This window comes from Streptomyces sp. NPDC005496 (assembly GCF_042872045.1).
Classification (GTDB): Bacteria; Actinomycetota; Actinomycetes; order Streptomycetales; family Streptomycetaceae; genus Streptomyces.
This window is the reverse complement of sequence record NZ_JBIAJQ010000004.1, coordinates 436,111-450,049: the sequence shown is the minus strand read 5'-3', so window position 1 is coordinate 450,049 and position 13,939 is coordinate 436,111. Positions and strand designations below refer to the sequence as shown.

Here is a 13,939-nt window from a genome sequence, read left to right as displayed (position 1 = left end):
GCGGTATCGAGCGTGCCCAGGCATGCCCGGGGCGGCCGTGCCCCGGGCGGCGCCACCTTAGCTGGCGGCCCGTCAGATGTCTGTATCGTCCGCGGGTTCGCCCGCCACCATCAGGCGGGTGGGATGCTCCGCCATCTCCTCGCGCGCCTCGGCCGGCAGCCCGGCGTCGGTGACCCAGGTGTCCACCTGGTCCAGCGTGGCGAAGGAACTCAGGCCCACCGTGCCCCACTTGGTGTGATCGGCGATCACCACGACACGCCGCGCGGACTGCACGAGCCGCCGGTTCGTCTCGGCCTCGGCCAGGTTCGGCGTCGACAGGCCGGCCTCGACCGATATGCCGTGCACGCCGAGGAAGAGCACGTCGAAGTGGAGCGCCGCGATCGCCTGGTCGGCCACGGGTCCGACGAGGGAGTCGGAGGGCGTGCGCACCCCGCCGGTCAGCACCACCGTGGCCGCGCCCTGCCGCTGGCCCGAGACGCGCTGCGCCGAGTGGAACACGTCGGCCACACGGACCGAGTTGGTGACCACCGTCAGGTCGGGCACGTCGGTGAGCTGATGGGCGAGCGCGTACGTCGTCGTGCCACCGGAGAGCGCGATGGCGGTGCCGGGGGCGACCAGCCCGGCGGCGGTCCGCGCGATGTCCTCCTTGGCCGTCAGCTCCAGACCGGACTTGGCCTCGAAACCCGGCTCGTGCGTGCTCGCCTCGACCACCGGGACCGCGCCGCCGTGCACCTTCTCCACCACACCCTGGCGGGCGAGCGCGTCGAGATCGCGGCGGACCGTCATGTCCGAGACGCCGAGCTTGCGGGTCAGTTCGTTGACGCGGACTCCGCCGCGACGGCGTACCTCGTCGAGGATGAGGTTGCGCCGCTGCTCCGCGAGGAGGTTCTGATTCTCGCTCACGTCCGCTCCGGTTCCTTTCGCCTCAAGCCGCCCGACACGCCGTCCGAACCCGCTCCGACGAGGACATTCGCCTCGCCCGGGCTCCGCAGGACGTCCCATACTCGCACGGGTCACCGACAGTCGCGCCACTGCCTGTGCACGCGTCACCACGGTCACCGTCACACGTACCGGGGAGATTCCGTGACGAGAGGTGTGAGCCGGTCCCGGAACGGAGATCCTGTGCCTGCACATGACACGCCAGACGGGCAGCACGGGGGAAGTGCGGAACAGTGGAGCGTGCACGACATCACGGCCCGGCCGGGGAGCACGGCGACTCCCTCCAGGACTCGACGAGGGAACACGCCGTCCCTCCGCAGCCGCCCGGACGGGCCGAGCCCGCCCTCGAACTCCTGGTCCACGGAGTCGGCGGCGCCACACCCCAGGACATGCTCGGTGATCCGCGCACGGTGCGGATCACGGGCGACGAGACGGCCGCGGTCTACCGGCGCGCCGACGACGCCGACGCCGAACGGCGCCCCGACGGCCCGCACGCGAAGCCGGTGCCGGAGGCGTACGTCTGGTGCAACCTCACCTCCGGCAACGGCTCCCGCGCCCTGTGGCTGTTGCTGCTGCCGTTCATGGTGGTCAACCTCGCGCACTGGATGCGCCCCACCGCGCAGGACCGGACGCGCACGGTACGGCTGTACGGCCTGCTCGTCCGGCTCGTCGGCCTCAGCCTGACCGTGCTCCTGGTCGCCGCCGCCTGCGAGGTGGCACTCGACCTCACCGCCTGGCAGTGCGCGGGCACGCGCGCGTGCGCCGAGAAGCACTCCTGGCTCGGCTTCCTCGCGCCGACGACGTCCGGTGACGGCTGGTGGAGCACGCCGGGGCGCAGACTCGCCCTGGCCTCGGTGGTGCCGGCCGCGCTCACCGGACTGCTCTGGTACCTCTCCCACCGCACCTGGAGCGCCTACGAGTCGCAACAGCCCCTCTCCCGCCGGGCCGAGCCCGACGAGGAGACCGGCCGCACCGGACTCGGCCGCCCTGGATTCTGGTACGGGCGACGCCTGGTGGCCCGGCTGCGCGCCGCGCACACCGCGGCGGGCTTCCTGACCGTCGCCGCGGCCGTCGGCACGTCGGCCGCGCGTCACGACCGCGGGTCCGACGGGCCGGCCCTGCTGGACGCCCTGGGACGGCTCCTCGACGTGACCCTCCTCCTGGGGGCGGGTGTCGTGGTGTGGGTGGTGTGCAGCAGGGGCCGCAGCGAGAACCGCCTCGACCGGGAACTGGACGGGACGCTCACCCGATGGCTGCCCGGCGGCGCCCTCGTCCTGCTCGCGCTCACCGTCCTGTACGCCGGCTGGTCGCGTCCCGGCTGGGAGTCGGCCGGGCGGCTCCCCGGCGACATGACGTTCGGGGCCGTCGCCCTCGGACAGGGACTGCTCGTCGTCGTCCTCGGCGTCGTCGCGCACGTCCTGTACCGCACCCGTCCCGACGCGCGTACCGCGATGCGCGGCCTGGCCGGTCCCGCCGTCGCGATGCTGGCGTGCGCGCTGGGCGGCGTCATGTCCGGGGGAGTGGCCCAGCGCGTCGCCGACTGGCTGGACGGCACCCGGGACGCGCTGGTGAGCCCGCCGGTGCTGCTGACCTGGCAGGCCTCCGCGATCCCGCCCCTGCTGCTGGTCCTGCTGGTGCTCGCCGGCTGGCTGGCCGCTCGCACCCGCCTGCTGCGGCACCGGGAGATGCGCGGGGTGGAACTCGACTACCCGGGCGAGGCGAAGGACACCGTCCGCACCCGCCGGATCGCCTCCACGCGCGCGCATGCCGCCCTCACCGACCGCGCCCCCCGGATCATCGGGATCACGTCCGCGGCCACCCTGCTCCTCGGCGCCGCGGCGCTGCTCGGAGCGGGGCTCACCGGGAAGGCGCCGGGCGAGGCCGCGCGGGGCTCGTCCGCCTTCGTGCAGGGCGCGGCCCAGACCGCGCAGGCTCTCGGGTCCTGGCTGATCGGACTCGGCTTCCTGCTCTTCGTCACCTGGGGGCGCCGCGCCTACAAGGACGCCGCCGCGCGCCGCACCATCGGCATCCTCTGGGACGTCGGCACCTTCTGGCCCCGCGCCGCGCACCCCTTCGCACCGCCCTGCTACGCGGAGCGCGCCGTCCCCGACCTGACCTGGCGCATGGACACGTGGACCCGTGCCACCGGCGGACGCCTCGTCATCTCCGGCCACTCCCAGGGCAGCGTGCTCGCGGCCGCCGCGGCCTGGCAGCTGAAGCCCGCCGTCCGCAGACGGGTCGCGCTCCTCACCTACGGCTCACCGCTGGAGCGGCTGTACGGGCGCTGGTTCCCGGCGCACTTCGGACCGGCCGCCCTGACCTCCCTGCACCGCGAGGTCGACTGCTGGCGCAACCTGTACCGTCCCACCGACCCGATCGGCGGACCCGTACGGCTGCCGGGAGACTGCGGCCCGCAGGTCGACCGCGAGGCCCTGCGCGACCCCCTCGCCTACGGCCGCACCGAGCGGCACCCGCTGCCCGCGCCGGTCCTCGGGCACAGCGACTACCAGGCCGATCCGGCGTTCGACGAGGAACGCGAGTGGCTGCTCGCCCGGCTCACGCCCGGCGTGCCGGGGCCGCGCACCCGGGAGGACGACGGACCGGCCGGCCCGTCGCCCCACGAGGACCCTCCTCAGGGCGCCTCCGGCAGGTCCTCCGCGTAGAGCAGGGTGAGGTCGTCCGTGCTCGGCTCGGCGAGCTGGGCGACCCGCCCCGCGTGCCGCTCGACCATCGCCTCGAAGGTCTGGCGCGCCGTGCGGCCGTTCCCGAAGGCGGGGCCCTTGGGGAGGTCCGTGAAGTACTTGAGCAGCGCCTCGGGCGCGCCGGGCGCGAGCCGGTACTCGTGCTCCTCGGCCTGCTGCTCCACGATCCGCAGCAGCTCCTCCGGGCCGTAGTCGCCGAAGGTGATGGTCCGTGAGAAGCGGCTGGCGACACCGGGGTTGACGGAAAGGAAGCGCTCCATCTCGGCCGTGTAGCCCGCGACGATCACCACCACCGCCTCCCGGTGGTCCTCCATCAGCTTCACGAGCGTGTCGATCGCCTCGCGGCCGAAGTCGCGGCCCGAGTCCTCCGGGGACAGCGCGTACGCCTCGTCGATGAACAGCACACCGCCGCGCGCCCTGTCGAAGGCCTCCTGGGTGCGGATCGCCGTCGAACCGATGTGCTCGCCCACCAGGTCGACGCGGGACACCTCGACCAGGTGGCCCTTCTCCAGCACACCGAGGGAGGCCAGGATCTCGCCGTAGAGCCGGGCGACGGTCGTCTTGCCGGTGCCGGGGGAGCCCGTGAAGACCAGGTGGCGGCGTGCGGAGGCCGCCTTGAGGCCCGCCTGTCGGCGCCGGCGGCCCACCTCGATCATGTCGGTGAGGGCGCGCACCTCGCGCTTGACGCTCTCCAGGCCCACCAGGGCGTCGAGTTCACCCAGTACGGCCGTCGAGGGCCGCGCGGGCCGGTCGGCCTCCGGCGCCGGCGCGACGAGCGGTTCCTGCTCGGTGGTGCGCTGGCCGGGGATGGCGCCCAGCAGGCCGGGGGAGTTGCTCGCCGTCTGTACGGCCGTCTCCTGCGCCGGGGGCCGCGGGCCCGCGCTCTCGTCGCTGGTGCAGTCCTCGACGAGCGGTCCGCCGTCGGACGCCGTGCCCGTGCCGGCGTCCGCGAACTCGTATCCGCCGCGCGCGCAGCGCTCCGTCCGGCACTTCTTCAGCGTCGTGCGGCAGCCGTCGATCACGTGGAAGCCGTAGCCGCCGCTGCCCGTGACCCGGCAGTTGTGGAAGCTGCCCCGGCCGCCCGCCGACACGTAGAAGCCCGCCTCGGCGGGTGAGTCCACCGTGCACCGCTCGATGGTGGGGTCGGCGCCCTTGGTGACGATGACGCCGGTCTGGGTGCCGTCCACGGTGCAGCCGGACAGCGTGCCGCCGCTGCCGTGGTCACGGAACCAGGCGCCCGTCGCGGCGTCCCGGATGCGGCAGTCGTCGAGCTGCGCGGTGGCGCCGTCGCTGACCGACACCGCCGTGTTCCGCACCTGCGAGAGGTCGCTGTCGACGACGTCCGCGCGCGAACCGCGGTCGAGGACGAACAGCGCGTCCGGCACGTCGTGCACCCGGCACGACTCCAGGACGACCGTCGCGCCGTCGCTGACCCACACCGCGGGGTAGTCGCCCGTGCTGTCGAAGATCTCGCACTGGTTGGCGTCGACGCGGGTGCCGGGATCCCACACGGACAGGCCGTTTCGGCCGAACTGGCGCACCGTCGTGCGCGTCAGCGTCAGCACCGAGCGGGAACGCAGGTCCACCGCGTTCTCCGGGATGTCGTGGATGCGGCAGTCGGCGAGGGTGAGGACGGCGTCGGTGTCGAGCGTCACGCCGTCCGCGGTCGTGCGGTGCACGTCGCAGTCGGTGAGGTGCGCCGTGGCCCGTCCGGTGATCTGCACCCCCGAGCCCTTGACCTCGTACACCTCGCAGCCGACGGCCTCCAGGGACGAGTTCTCGCCCGTCGCGGACAGGCCCGCGCCCGAGGCGTGGTGCACCCGGCAGCGCTCCAGCCGCGGGCGGGCACCGCCGCGCACCGCGACGCCGGACTGCCCGGCCGCGACGACCTCGCACTCCTCGAAGACCCCGCCCCCGCCGTCGACCACGGCGATGCCGATGCCCGCCGGGTTGTCGACCGTGCACCGCCGCACCGTCGGGCGGGCACCGCCGCGCACCTCGATGCCGGCCGCGGAGCGCGTGACGATCCGCAGGTCCGTCAGCTCGGGCGTGCCCTCCTCGACGAGCACCGCGGGCGCCGCCGCGTCCTGCCCCTCGATGTGCAGGTCCTGCACCACGGCCGAGGCCCGCACGGTGAGCGGCACCCCGTCGACCGGCGCGATGCGGACCGAGCCGGGTGTGCCGTCGGGGCCGCGCAGCGTCACCGCGCGCTGCACGACGAGGTTCTCCCGGTAGGTGCCTGGGGCGACGGTGAGGACGTCGCCGTCGGCCGCGGCCTCAAGGGCGGCGGCGAGCGAGGCGTACTCCCCTGTGCGGCGCCGCCACCGCGAGGTGCCGGTGTGCGTCACCTGGACCGTGCCCTGTGCCATGGCGCTGCTGTGCCCCCACCTAGTCGTACGCGGGTCCTGAGAGGCCGACCGCGTCATGCCGGAGATCCGATCCCGCCCAAGGGGGATCCGATCGTGTGTCGCAGACAGAGGACGACCTCTCACGAGGTGCCGAACAGTTCGGCCGGTCCACCGTAGCGTGCGCGGACGCGGCGGGTTGACCGGAGCGGCAAGGCTGTCAGCTGCCGGTGCCCGTCCTTCCCCAGTCGGGGCCCGCTCTGTCCCAGGCCCGGTCCCAACGCGCGTACCTGCGAAGGGTCATGCGCCACATGATCAGGCGCCGCCCTCCCTCGACGAGTCCGACGGTCAGCGCCGCCGCTCCGAACCCGGCCAGGAAGGCGTGCGTCGTCGCGGTCGCGGAGTCCAGAGGACGGGCGGCCAGGCGGCCGTGCCGGTCGGTCCACACCGTGAAGTGGTCGCCGCGGTGCGGGGTTCTGAGGTCGGCCGTCACCGCGCCGTGCCGTGCGGTGCCGTCCGGGCCGGTCCAGCCGGCCAGCACGCGGCTGTGCGCGTTGCGCGCCGACGAAGTCTCCGGATCCGGGTCGAGCGGGGAGCGGTCGAGCCTTCTGACGACGGTGGCGACGACCGGATGGCGCGCCTGGCGCTGCTCGCGGACGGACTGCTGAAGGGCCCGCTGGGCGGCGCCTCCGACGACGGCACCGACGAGGGGCGCGGCGCCCAGGACCAGCAGGACGGCCGCCAACGCCAGCCAGGCTTCGATCAGATCGGTCGTACGGCGCAGCGGATTGTGCCGCCACCGCCAGAGTCCGCCGATTGCCCGCACCGTCCCGCACCCCCTTCCCCCTCCGTGACAACCCCCGCGAAGCCGTCCACGCGTGAGCCCGGCGAAGACGGAGCGATGTCACCCGCCGGTCCCGCGAGGCCCTCTCATGGACTTCTCACAGGCTTTCAACGACCGTGCGGGGCCTTCGGGTTCCCCGCTCAAGGGTTCCCTCACGCATTCCGGCGGACACGGGGCTCGGCGGAGGGCGGCGCGTGCGGTGGTCAGCCGAGGATGCGGACGGGGTCGCCGACCCGCACGGTGCCGCGGGACTCGGGAACGAGGTTCTGCCCGAAGGCCAGCTGGTCGCCGAAGCGGCGGTGGCGGCCGAGGGTGCGCAGCGGTTCCTTGCCGCGCTCGGCCGTGCCCTGGTCGGTGGTGGTCACGACGCAGCGGCCGCACATCTTGGCGACCCGGAAGGAGACCTCGCCGATGGCGATGCGCGTCCAGTCGTCCTCGGCCCACGGCGGGGTACCGGCCACCACCACGTTGGGCCGGAAACGGTTCATGGGCAGCGGGCCCTCGTCGGGGTGGTCGCCCTGCGCGATCAGGGAGTTGAGGGCGTCCAGGGAGGACTGCGTCGTGAGCAGCAGCGGGTAGGCGTCGGCGAGGCTGACGGTCTCACCGGGAAGGGCGTGCGGGGCGTCGTCGATGGGACGGCGCGTGGCGGGGTCGTCGAGGTGGACGAGCGTGACGTCCACGCCCAGGTACGCGCTGAACCAGGTGCTCGCGGACGCGTCGGCCGCGACCGTCTCGACCTTCTGGCGCGGGAACTTGGCGGGGATCGTGACGGCCGGGTCGGGCACCGGCACGGTCAGCGGGTCGGTGCCGGGCGCGGACAGCCGGATGCCGCCGCCGGGCAAGGGCTCGGCGGCGGCCAGTGCGAGACGGGGCCGCTGCCGCTGGGTGACGACCTTGCCCGCCTCGTCGATCACTGCCCAGCGCCGGTCACCGGCCAGCCCCCAGGGCTCCACCACGGCCTCGCCGGGTGCGTGGCCCCGCAGTGCCTTGACCGGGTGGACGTGAATCGCTTGCAGCGCCGGGTTGTTCGCCATGAGGCCATGGTGCCAGGACGCGGCGGCCACCCGGGACCCGGACCCCGAGGGGCCCGGGGTGCTCAGTAGCCGCGGTACTGCTGCCCGTTGTTGTACGGGTCCTGGTACGGCGCGGGGGCGGGGCGTGGAGCCGCGGGGCGCATGGCCTCGTAGCCCGTGTTGGCCGCCATCGGACGGGGCTGCTGCTGCTGGTGCCCCGGGTAGCCGCGGGGGCCCGCCGCCTGCTGGGGGATGTAGCCCGTGGGCGCCTGGTGCAGTGGTGCGGGCTGCTGGGCCTGCGGGTAGCCGTAGGAAGGCTGGGACGGTCCGGCCGGCAGCGCGGGGAGAGCCGACGGCAGCGCGGGCAGGTGGCTGCCCGTGTCGTATGCGGAGGGGACCCGGATGGGGGCGATCTGAGGGGTGCCACGTTCCGCGACGAGGGAGTCGTAGATCGGGGTGTCCGGGAAGGACGGCGCGGAGTAGTAACCGCCGCCATAGGTGGAGCGGGGGGAGGTCATGGCACATAAGTTAAGCCCACGATGTGCTGGTTGGGGAGACCGATAAGAGGGTTGTTTTCCGTGTCGGCGGTGACGTGGGATCCCCAATGCGAGCGAACTCGGCAAAAAAGGACGCCAAAGAGGGTTCAGATCGTGTAAAGGCCGAGTTCCTGGCGGGTTACCGGCGGTTGGCCACCGGTCTTCCGGCCCGGATCATGGGCGTTCGGGGCTCGGGGGAATAGGTTTGGCCGAACGGGTCCGACGAGCCGGTCGGATCCTCTGCACTGTCCTGGGTGGCTCGGTGCGAAGACGGTGATGGGGGCGTACATGTCAATGTCCAAGGGGTCGAACGTGGCCGTGCCGACGGCCGCGCTGCGGGTCGAGCTGGGCCGGGGTTCCGGACCCGGGGTGCCCGACGCCGACGCGTCGGCGCTGCTGCTCGTCTCGGGAAAGGTGCGGTCGGACGCCGACTTCGTCTTCTACAACCAGCCGGTGCACTCCTCCGGCGCGGTCCGCCACGAGGGCAAGGGGACCGCGGGCGGCCAGGCGACCGACACGCTCCTGGTCGACCTCGCGCGCGTGGAGCCCGCGATCGAGACCATCGTCCTGGCCGCGTCGTCGGACGGCGGCACCTTCGGACAGATCCCCGGTCTGTACATCCGCGTCCTCGACGCGCAGGGCACCGAGATCGCCCGCTTCGACAGCGCCGCCACCGTCGAGACCGCCTTCGTCCTCGGGGAGTTCTACCGCCGTCAGGGCGCCTGGAAGTTCCGCGCCGTCGGACAGGGCTACGACAGCGGCCTGGAGGGACTCGCCACGGACTACGGCATCACCGTGGACGAGCCTCAGCACACGCCGCCGCCCGCCGCGCCCCGCACGCCGCCCCCGGCCGCCCCGCCCGTGAACACGTCCCGGCCGGTCGCCCCGCCGCCGGTCGCCCCGCCCGTCACCATGCCGCCGCCCCACCCGGCCCCGCCGCCCGCCCCGCCGACGGCCCCGGTCCGGCTGACCAAGGTCACGCTCACCAAGGAGGCCCCCTCGGTCTCGCTGGCCAAGCAGGGCGGCACGTCCGGCGCCATGCGCGTGAACCTCAACTGGGAGGTGCGCAAGCAGTTCTCGGGGTGGGCCAGCAAGCTCGGCCGGGCCGTCGCGATGCACTCCGACCTCGACCTCGACCTGTGCGCCCTGTACGAACTGTCGGACGGTCAAAAGGGTGTCGTCCAGGCGCTCGGCAACGCCTTCGGGGCTCTGCACCAGCCCCCGTACATCCATCTCGACGGGGACGACCGCACCGGCGCCGCGGCGAGCGGAGAGAACCTCTCCATCAACCTCGACCACAAGCAGCGCATCCGGCGCATCCTCATCTTCGTCACCATCTACGAGGGGGCCCGCTCCTTCGCCGACCTGCACGCCACGGTGACGCTGCACCCGCTGAACGGCGCGCCGATCGACTTCTCGCTCGACGAGTGCACGGTGCCCTCGAACGTCTGCGCCCTCGCGCTGATCACCAACAACGGCGGCGACCTCGTCGTCCAGCGCGAGGCCCGCTACCTGATCCCCGAGCGCGGGGTCAGCCCGCAGCGCACCGTCGACTACGCCTACGGGTGGGGCATGAACTGGACCCCCGGCAGGAAGTGAGCGCTCAGCCCTCGTCGAGGACCGCGGCGTCCGGACGTGCGTAGGTGCGGCCCTTCCAGGCCGCACCACGCCCCCGGTAGTGCTGCACCGCCGAGTCGACCGTCATCAGGAGGTAGAGGAACGCGGTGGCCGGCAGCAGCGGTGCCAGCCACGCCGGCTGACGGTAGTAGCGCAGCATCGGCAGGTAGGTCGCCGTCATCACCAGCCACGCGAGCCCGCCGGCCGCCGTCGCCCCCGCACTCCCCGCGGCCAGACCCGCCGCGAAGGTGACGGGTGGCGCCAGGTAGACGAGGGCGAGCCCCAGGACCGTGCCCAGGAGCAGCGGGGGGCTGTGCCGCAGCTGCGCGTAGGCGCTGCGGGAGACCATGCGCCACAGGTCGTGCAGCCGGGGGTAGGGGCGCACGCTGTCCACCCGGTCGGCGAGACCGAGCCAGATGTGCCCCCCGGAGCCCTTGACCGCGCGCGCGAGTGCCACGTCGTCGATGACGGCGTGCCGGATCGCGTCCGGGATCCGCGCCCGCTCGGCGGCGTCGGCGCGCAGCAGGACGCAGCCGCCCGCCGCGGCCGCGGTCCGCGACCCGCGCACCCCGATCCGGCGGAACGGGTACAGCTGGGCGAAGAAGTAGACGAAGGCGGGTACGACGAGCCGCTCCCACACGCTGTCCACGCGCAGCCGGGCCATCAGGGAGACGAGGTCGAAACCGCCGGTGCGCGCCGCCGTGACCAACTGCCTGAGGCTGTCCGGCGCGTGCGCGATGTCGGCGTCCGTCAGGAGCAGATAGGCGGGGGTACGCGCGCGTGCCAGGCCGATCCCGTGCCGGACCGCCCACAGCTTGCCCGTCCAGCCGGCGGGGGGCTCGCCGGGGGAGTCCACGGTGAGCGGCAGCCCGCCGTGCCGCCGGGACAGTTCCCGGGCCAGCTCCCCGGTGCCGTCCGTGCTGCCGTCGTCCACCAGGAAGATCTCGGCCCGCCCCGGATAGTCCTGGGCCAGCAGTGAGGGCAGGCTGTCCGGCAGCACCGCGGCCTCGTCCCGCGCGGGGACGACGACGCAGACGGACGGCCACTCGTCCTGCTCCCGGCGCGGCGGCAACCGCACGTCGGTGCGCCAGAAGAAGCCCTGGCAGAGCAGCAGCCACAGCCAGGCGGCGAGTGATCCCACGGCGATCCACACAACGGCGCTCACCCGTCGAAGTCTGCCCCACCCCGCCGGGCCGCCGGGGCGGATCGTCTATGGTGACCGGGTGAAGATCGCGCTCATGGACTCCGGAATCGGCCTGCTCGCCGCGGCCACCGCGGTACGCCGTCTGCGGCCCGACGCCGATCTCGTCCTCTCCTCGGACCCCGGCAGCATGCCCTGGGGACCCCGCACCCCGGAGGACGTGACCGCCCGCGCCCTCGCCGTCGCCGAGGCCGCCGCCCGGCTCGAGCCCGCCGCGCTGATCGTCGCCTGCAACACCGCCTCCGTACGCGCCCTGCCCGCCCTGCGGGCCCGCCTGGAGCCGGGCGTGCCCGTCGTGGGCACGGTCCCGGCGATCAAGCCGGCCGCGGCGGGCGGCGGACCCGTCGCGATCTGGGCCACGCCCGCCACCACCGGCAGCCCGTACCAGCAGGGCCTCATCCGCGAGTTCGCGAGCGGGATCGACGTCACCGAGGTGCCGTGCCCCGGGCTCGCCGACGCCGTGGAGCACGCCGACCAGAAGGCGGTCGACGCGGCGATCGCGGCGGCCGCGGCCCTCACCCCCGCCGACGTCACCACCGTCGTCCTGGGCTGCACCCACTACGAGCTGGTCGCCGAGCGCATCCGGGACGCCGTGCAGCGGCCGGGACTCCCGCCGCTCGTCCTGCACGGCTCGGCCGGCGCCGTGGCCGCCCAGGCGCTGCGCAGGATCGGTGAGCTCCCCGCTCCCGACGCCCCCGCGACCGGCTCCCTGACCGTGCTGCTCGGCGGACGCGAGGGAACGCTGCCCGAGGCCGCGCTCGCCTACGAGGAAGGCCGCCTCCTGCAGTCGCTCAGCCCCGCGAACTGACCCGGCGCGACCGACGGGTCCGCCCGCGCGCCGGCCGCCCGGCCGGAGCAGTGACTGTCCGCCACCAGGTACCAGCACAGCGAAACCTGAGTAGTCTCATACGCATGAGGGACCACCCCCACGGCGAGAACGCCCCCCACCCCGAGGTCTGGACGGGACGCGCGCGGAACCGCGTCCAGTGGCTGCCGGCCCTCGGCGGTGTCGCCTGTCTGGCGCTCGGTATCGAGCTGGCCGTCGACTCCGCATGGACCTCGGGCAGCGCTCCGCTCGTGATGTCCGTCGTCGGATGCATCGCGGCGGGACTGCTCATCCTGTTCGGCACGCTCGCCTTCGTGCACGTGGCCGTGCGGGTCGACAAGGACTGCCTCGAGGTGCGCTGCGGCCACATCGGTGTGCCGCGCCGCCGCATCCCGCTGTCGCACGTGGTCACGGCGGACTTCGCGCCCCAGGTCACCCCGCGCCAGTGGGGCGGCTGGGGATACCGGTGGCGTCCCGAGAAGGGGACGGCCGTCATCGTCCGGCGCGGTGAGGGAGTGGTCCTGCGCCTCGGCGACGGTCACACCTTCACGATCACGGTCGACAACGCGGAGGCGGCCGTACGGATCATCCGCGACCACCTGCGCCCGGGGACACCCGCGGCACCCTGACGCCCACGGGGGCCCGCAGGGCACGGAGGGCGCCGTGAGGTCCTTGCCCGACCGTCACCTCAGAACGACACCCCGCGCGAGCGTTCCCCGGCGTCGGCGTCGTCTCTCTCCTCGGCCAGCGGCCGGGCAGTGGCGATGCCCGCCAGCAGCCCCGCGCCCGCCGTCACCGTCGTGAAGCTCAGCGCGTTGCCGACCGCCGCGATGGCGGCCAGCGCGGTCAGGGCCGCCCCGGCGCTGAGCGCGACGGGCGTGGAGCGCGGCGACCGCCACAGCGCGTACAGGACCCAGCCGAAGGCCACGGCCAGCAGTGCCACGCCGACCACGCCCTGCTCGGCGGCCTGCTGGAAGGCCGCGGAGTGCGGTTTGCCGTCGGGGGACGGCGACAGCGCCGCGGTGGCGCTCAGCTCGCCGAAGCGGCCCGGGCCGGCGCCGAGCCCCGGATCGCGGCTCACCATGCCGAGCGCGTCCTGCCACAGCAGGACCCGGTGCTCGGTGAGCCGGCCCTCCAGGGCGGCGGTCGGTCCCTCGGGGAGCGCGTTCTCGGCGATCGCCCACGTGGTGCCCGCGACCAGGGCCGCCGTGAGCCCGAGGCCGGCCAGTCCCAGGGCCCGGTGCCGCAGCCGGCCGCCCGCCAGTGAGCACAGGAGCACCCCGACGCAGGCGGCGAACCCCGTCGTCGAGCCGACGAGGAGCGCGGTGAGTGTCGTCGCCGCGGCCAGCGCGAACAGTGTCAGGCGCGGTCCCGGGGAGCGGGCCGCCGAGGACGCGCAGCAGGCGGCGCCCGCGGACAGGGTCAGCAGCGCGGCGGTCGCCCCGGTGTGCCCGAGCGGCGACAACAGCGCGGGGGCGGTCGTGATGTGCGGGGCGGCGAGCGCGAGACCGAGACCGGCCAGGGCGCCCGCGCAGGGGGCGGCGACCGGAAGCAGCGCGCCGCAGATGCGTCCCGAGGCGTAGCCGGCGGCCAGTGCGAGGACGGCCAGAAGTACACCCTCCGGTCGGCCGTCGCGCGCCGCCGCCGAGACGAGGGCCCAGCCGGCGCACGCGGCGAGGACGATCATGCCCGTGGCGTCCGAGGTGCCGCGTCTCTCGCCCGCGGCGGACGCACCGGCCGCGGACTCCGTCCCCGTGGACCCCACCCCGTCGCCCCCCGACCCGTGACGCCCCCCGGCCGCCGATAGCGCCTCCGGTCGCACGTCAGAGGCGTGGGCACACCGTAACGGCTGATGTGCCGTTTGTGGACGAGTTGCGCAGAAACGTTGTGCCAGACGGGTCCCGGCCACCCCCGGG

At 74.1% G+C, this 13,939-nt stretch carries 11 protein-coding genes; 4 read left to right on the top strand and 7 right to left on the bottom strand.

Annotated elements, in window-relative coordinates; genetic code table 11:
• Positions 1 to 72 precede the first annotated feature (72 nt).
• Complete coding sequence (locus ACFYQQ_RS14490; RefSeq protein ID WP_355794304.1) at positions 73 to 903, bottom strand: DeoR/GlpR family DNA-binding transcription regulator; 831 nt, start codon at positions 901 to 903, stop codon at positions 73 to 75.
• Positions 904 to 1,172: 269 nt separating this feature from the next.
• On the opposite strand from ACFYQQ_RS14490, the gene ACFYQQ_RS14485 reads away from it, so the two are divergent.
• Entirely contained in the window at positions 1,173 to 3,602 is a 2,430-nt protein-coding gene (locus ACFYQQ_RS14485; protein ID WP_388904657.1) for a hypothetical protein, read from the top strand.
• On the opposite strand, the gene ACFYQQ_RS14480 is transcribed toward ACFYQQ_RS14485, so the two are convergent.
• The 4 genes from ACFYQQ_RS14480 to ACFYQQ_RS14465 all read right to left on the bottom strand — a co-directional run bounded on the left by ACFYQQ_RS14480 (position 3,572) and on the right by ACFYQQ_RS14465 (position 8,361).
• A complete protein-coding gene (locus ACFYQQ_RS14480) occupies positions 3,572 to 6,010 on the bottom strand; it encodes a right-handed parallel beta-helix repeat-containing protein (protein ID WP_388904655.1) in 2,439 nt (812 codons plus the stop codon). The genes ACFYQQ_RS14485 and ACFYQQ_RS14480 overlap by 31 nt on opposite strands.
• A 196-nt stretch (positions 6,011 to 6,206) precedes the next feature.
• Positions 6,207 to 6,812 carry a hypothetical protein gene (locus ACFYQQ_RS14475; RefSeq protein ID WP_355784673.1) on the bottom strand — a complete coding sequence of 202 codons (606 nt, stop codon included), beginning with the start codon at positions 6,810 to 6,812 and terminating at the stop codon, positions 6,207 to 6,209.
• Between the two features lie 221 nt (positions 6,813 to 7,033).
• Positions 7,034 to 7,864 carry an MOSC N-terminal beta barrel domain-containing protein gene (locus ACFYQQ_RS14470; protein WP_356165698.1) on the bottom strand — a complete coding sequence of 277 codons (831 nt, stop codon included), beginning with the start codon at positions 7,862 to 7,864 and terminating at the stop codon, positions 7,034 to 7,036.
• A gap of 62 nt (positions 7,865 to 7,926) precedes the next feature.
• Complete coding sequence (locus ACFYQQ_RS14465; RefSeq protein WP_355794410.1) at positions 7,927 to 8,361, bottom strand: DUF6643 family protein; 435 nt, start codon at positions 8,359 to 8,361, stop codon at positions 7,927 to 7,929.
• 306 nt (positions 8,362 to 8,667) lie between these two features.
• On the opposite strand from ACFYQQ_RS14465, the gene ACFYQQ_RS14460 reads away from it, so the two are divergent.
• Complete coding sequence (locus ACFYQQ_RS14460) at positions 8,668 to 9,978, top strand: TerD family protein (protein ID WP_356165694.1); 1,311 nt, start codon at positions 8,668 to 8,670, stop codon at positions 9,976 to 9,978.
• A gap of 4 nt (positions 9,979 to 9,982) precedes the next feature.
• On the opposite strand, the gene ACFYQQ_RS14455 is transcribed toward ACFYQQ_RS14460, so the two are convergent.
• Positions 9,983 to 11,161, bottom strand: a complete 1,179-nt coding sequence (locus tag ACFYQQ_RS14455) for a glycosyltransferase (RefSeq protein ID WP_356165692.1) — start codon at positions 11,159 to 11,161, stop codon at positions 9,983 to 9,985.
• A 58-nt stretch (positions 11,162 to 11,219) separates the two neighbouring features.
• Here ACFYQQ_RS14455 and ACFYQQ_RS14450 point away from each other — a divergent pair, with 58 nt between their 5' ends.
• Positions 11,220 to 12,005, top strand: coding sequence for an aspartate/glutamate racemase family protein (locus tag ACFYQQ_RS14450; RefSeq protein ID WP_356165689.1), 786 nt, complete (start codon positions 11,220 to 11,222; stop codon positions 12,003 to 12,005).
• Positions 12,006 to 12,109: 104 nt separating this feature from the next.
• Positions 12,110 to 12,652 (top strand): hypothetical protein, encoded by a 543-nt coding sequence (locus ACFYQQ_RS14445; protein ID WP_355795680.1) that lies wholly within the window; start codon positions 12,110 to 12,112, stop codon positions 12,650 to 12,652.
• Positions 12,653 to 12,711: 59 nt separating this feature from the next.
• Here the strand turns inward: ACFYQQ_RS14445 and ACFYQQ_RS14440 are convergent, their stop codons facing one another.
• The gene (locus ACFYQQ_RS14440; RefSeq protein WP_388904651.1) at positions 12,712 to 13,788 is read right to left on the bottom strand and encodes an O-antigen ligase family protein; all 1,077 of its coding nucleotides are present in this window, start codon (positions 13,786 to 13,788) and stop codon (positions 12,712 to 12,714) included.
• Positions 13,789 to 13,939 lie beyond the last annotated feature (151 nt).

Coding starts and splice junctions, on each gene's coding strand:
- ACFYQQ_RS14480 (WP_388904655.1), bottom strand. CDS start 6,010: ATGGCACAGGGCACGGTCCAGGTGACGCACACCGGCACCTCGCGGTGG.
- ACFYQQ_RS14445 (WP_355795680.1), top strand. CDS start 12,110: ATGAGGGACCACCCCCACGGCGAGAACGCCCCCCACCCCGAGGTCTGG.
- ACFYQQ_RS14460 (WP_356165694.1), top strand. CDS start 8,668: ATGTCAATGTCCAAGGGGTCGAACGTGGCCGTGCCGACGGCCGCGCTG.
- ACFYQQ_RS14470 (WP_356165698.1), bottom strand. CDS start 7,864: ATGGCGAACAACCCGGCGCTGCAAGCGATTCACGTCCACCCGGTCAAG.
- ACFYQQ_RS14465 (WP_355794410.1), bottom strand. CDS start 8,361: ATGACCTCCCCCCGCTCCACCTATGGCGGCGGTTACTACTCCGCGCCG.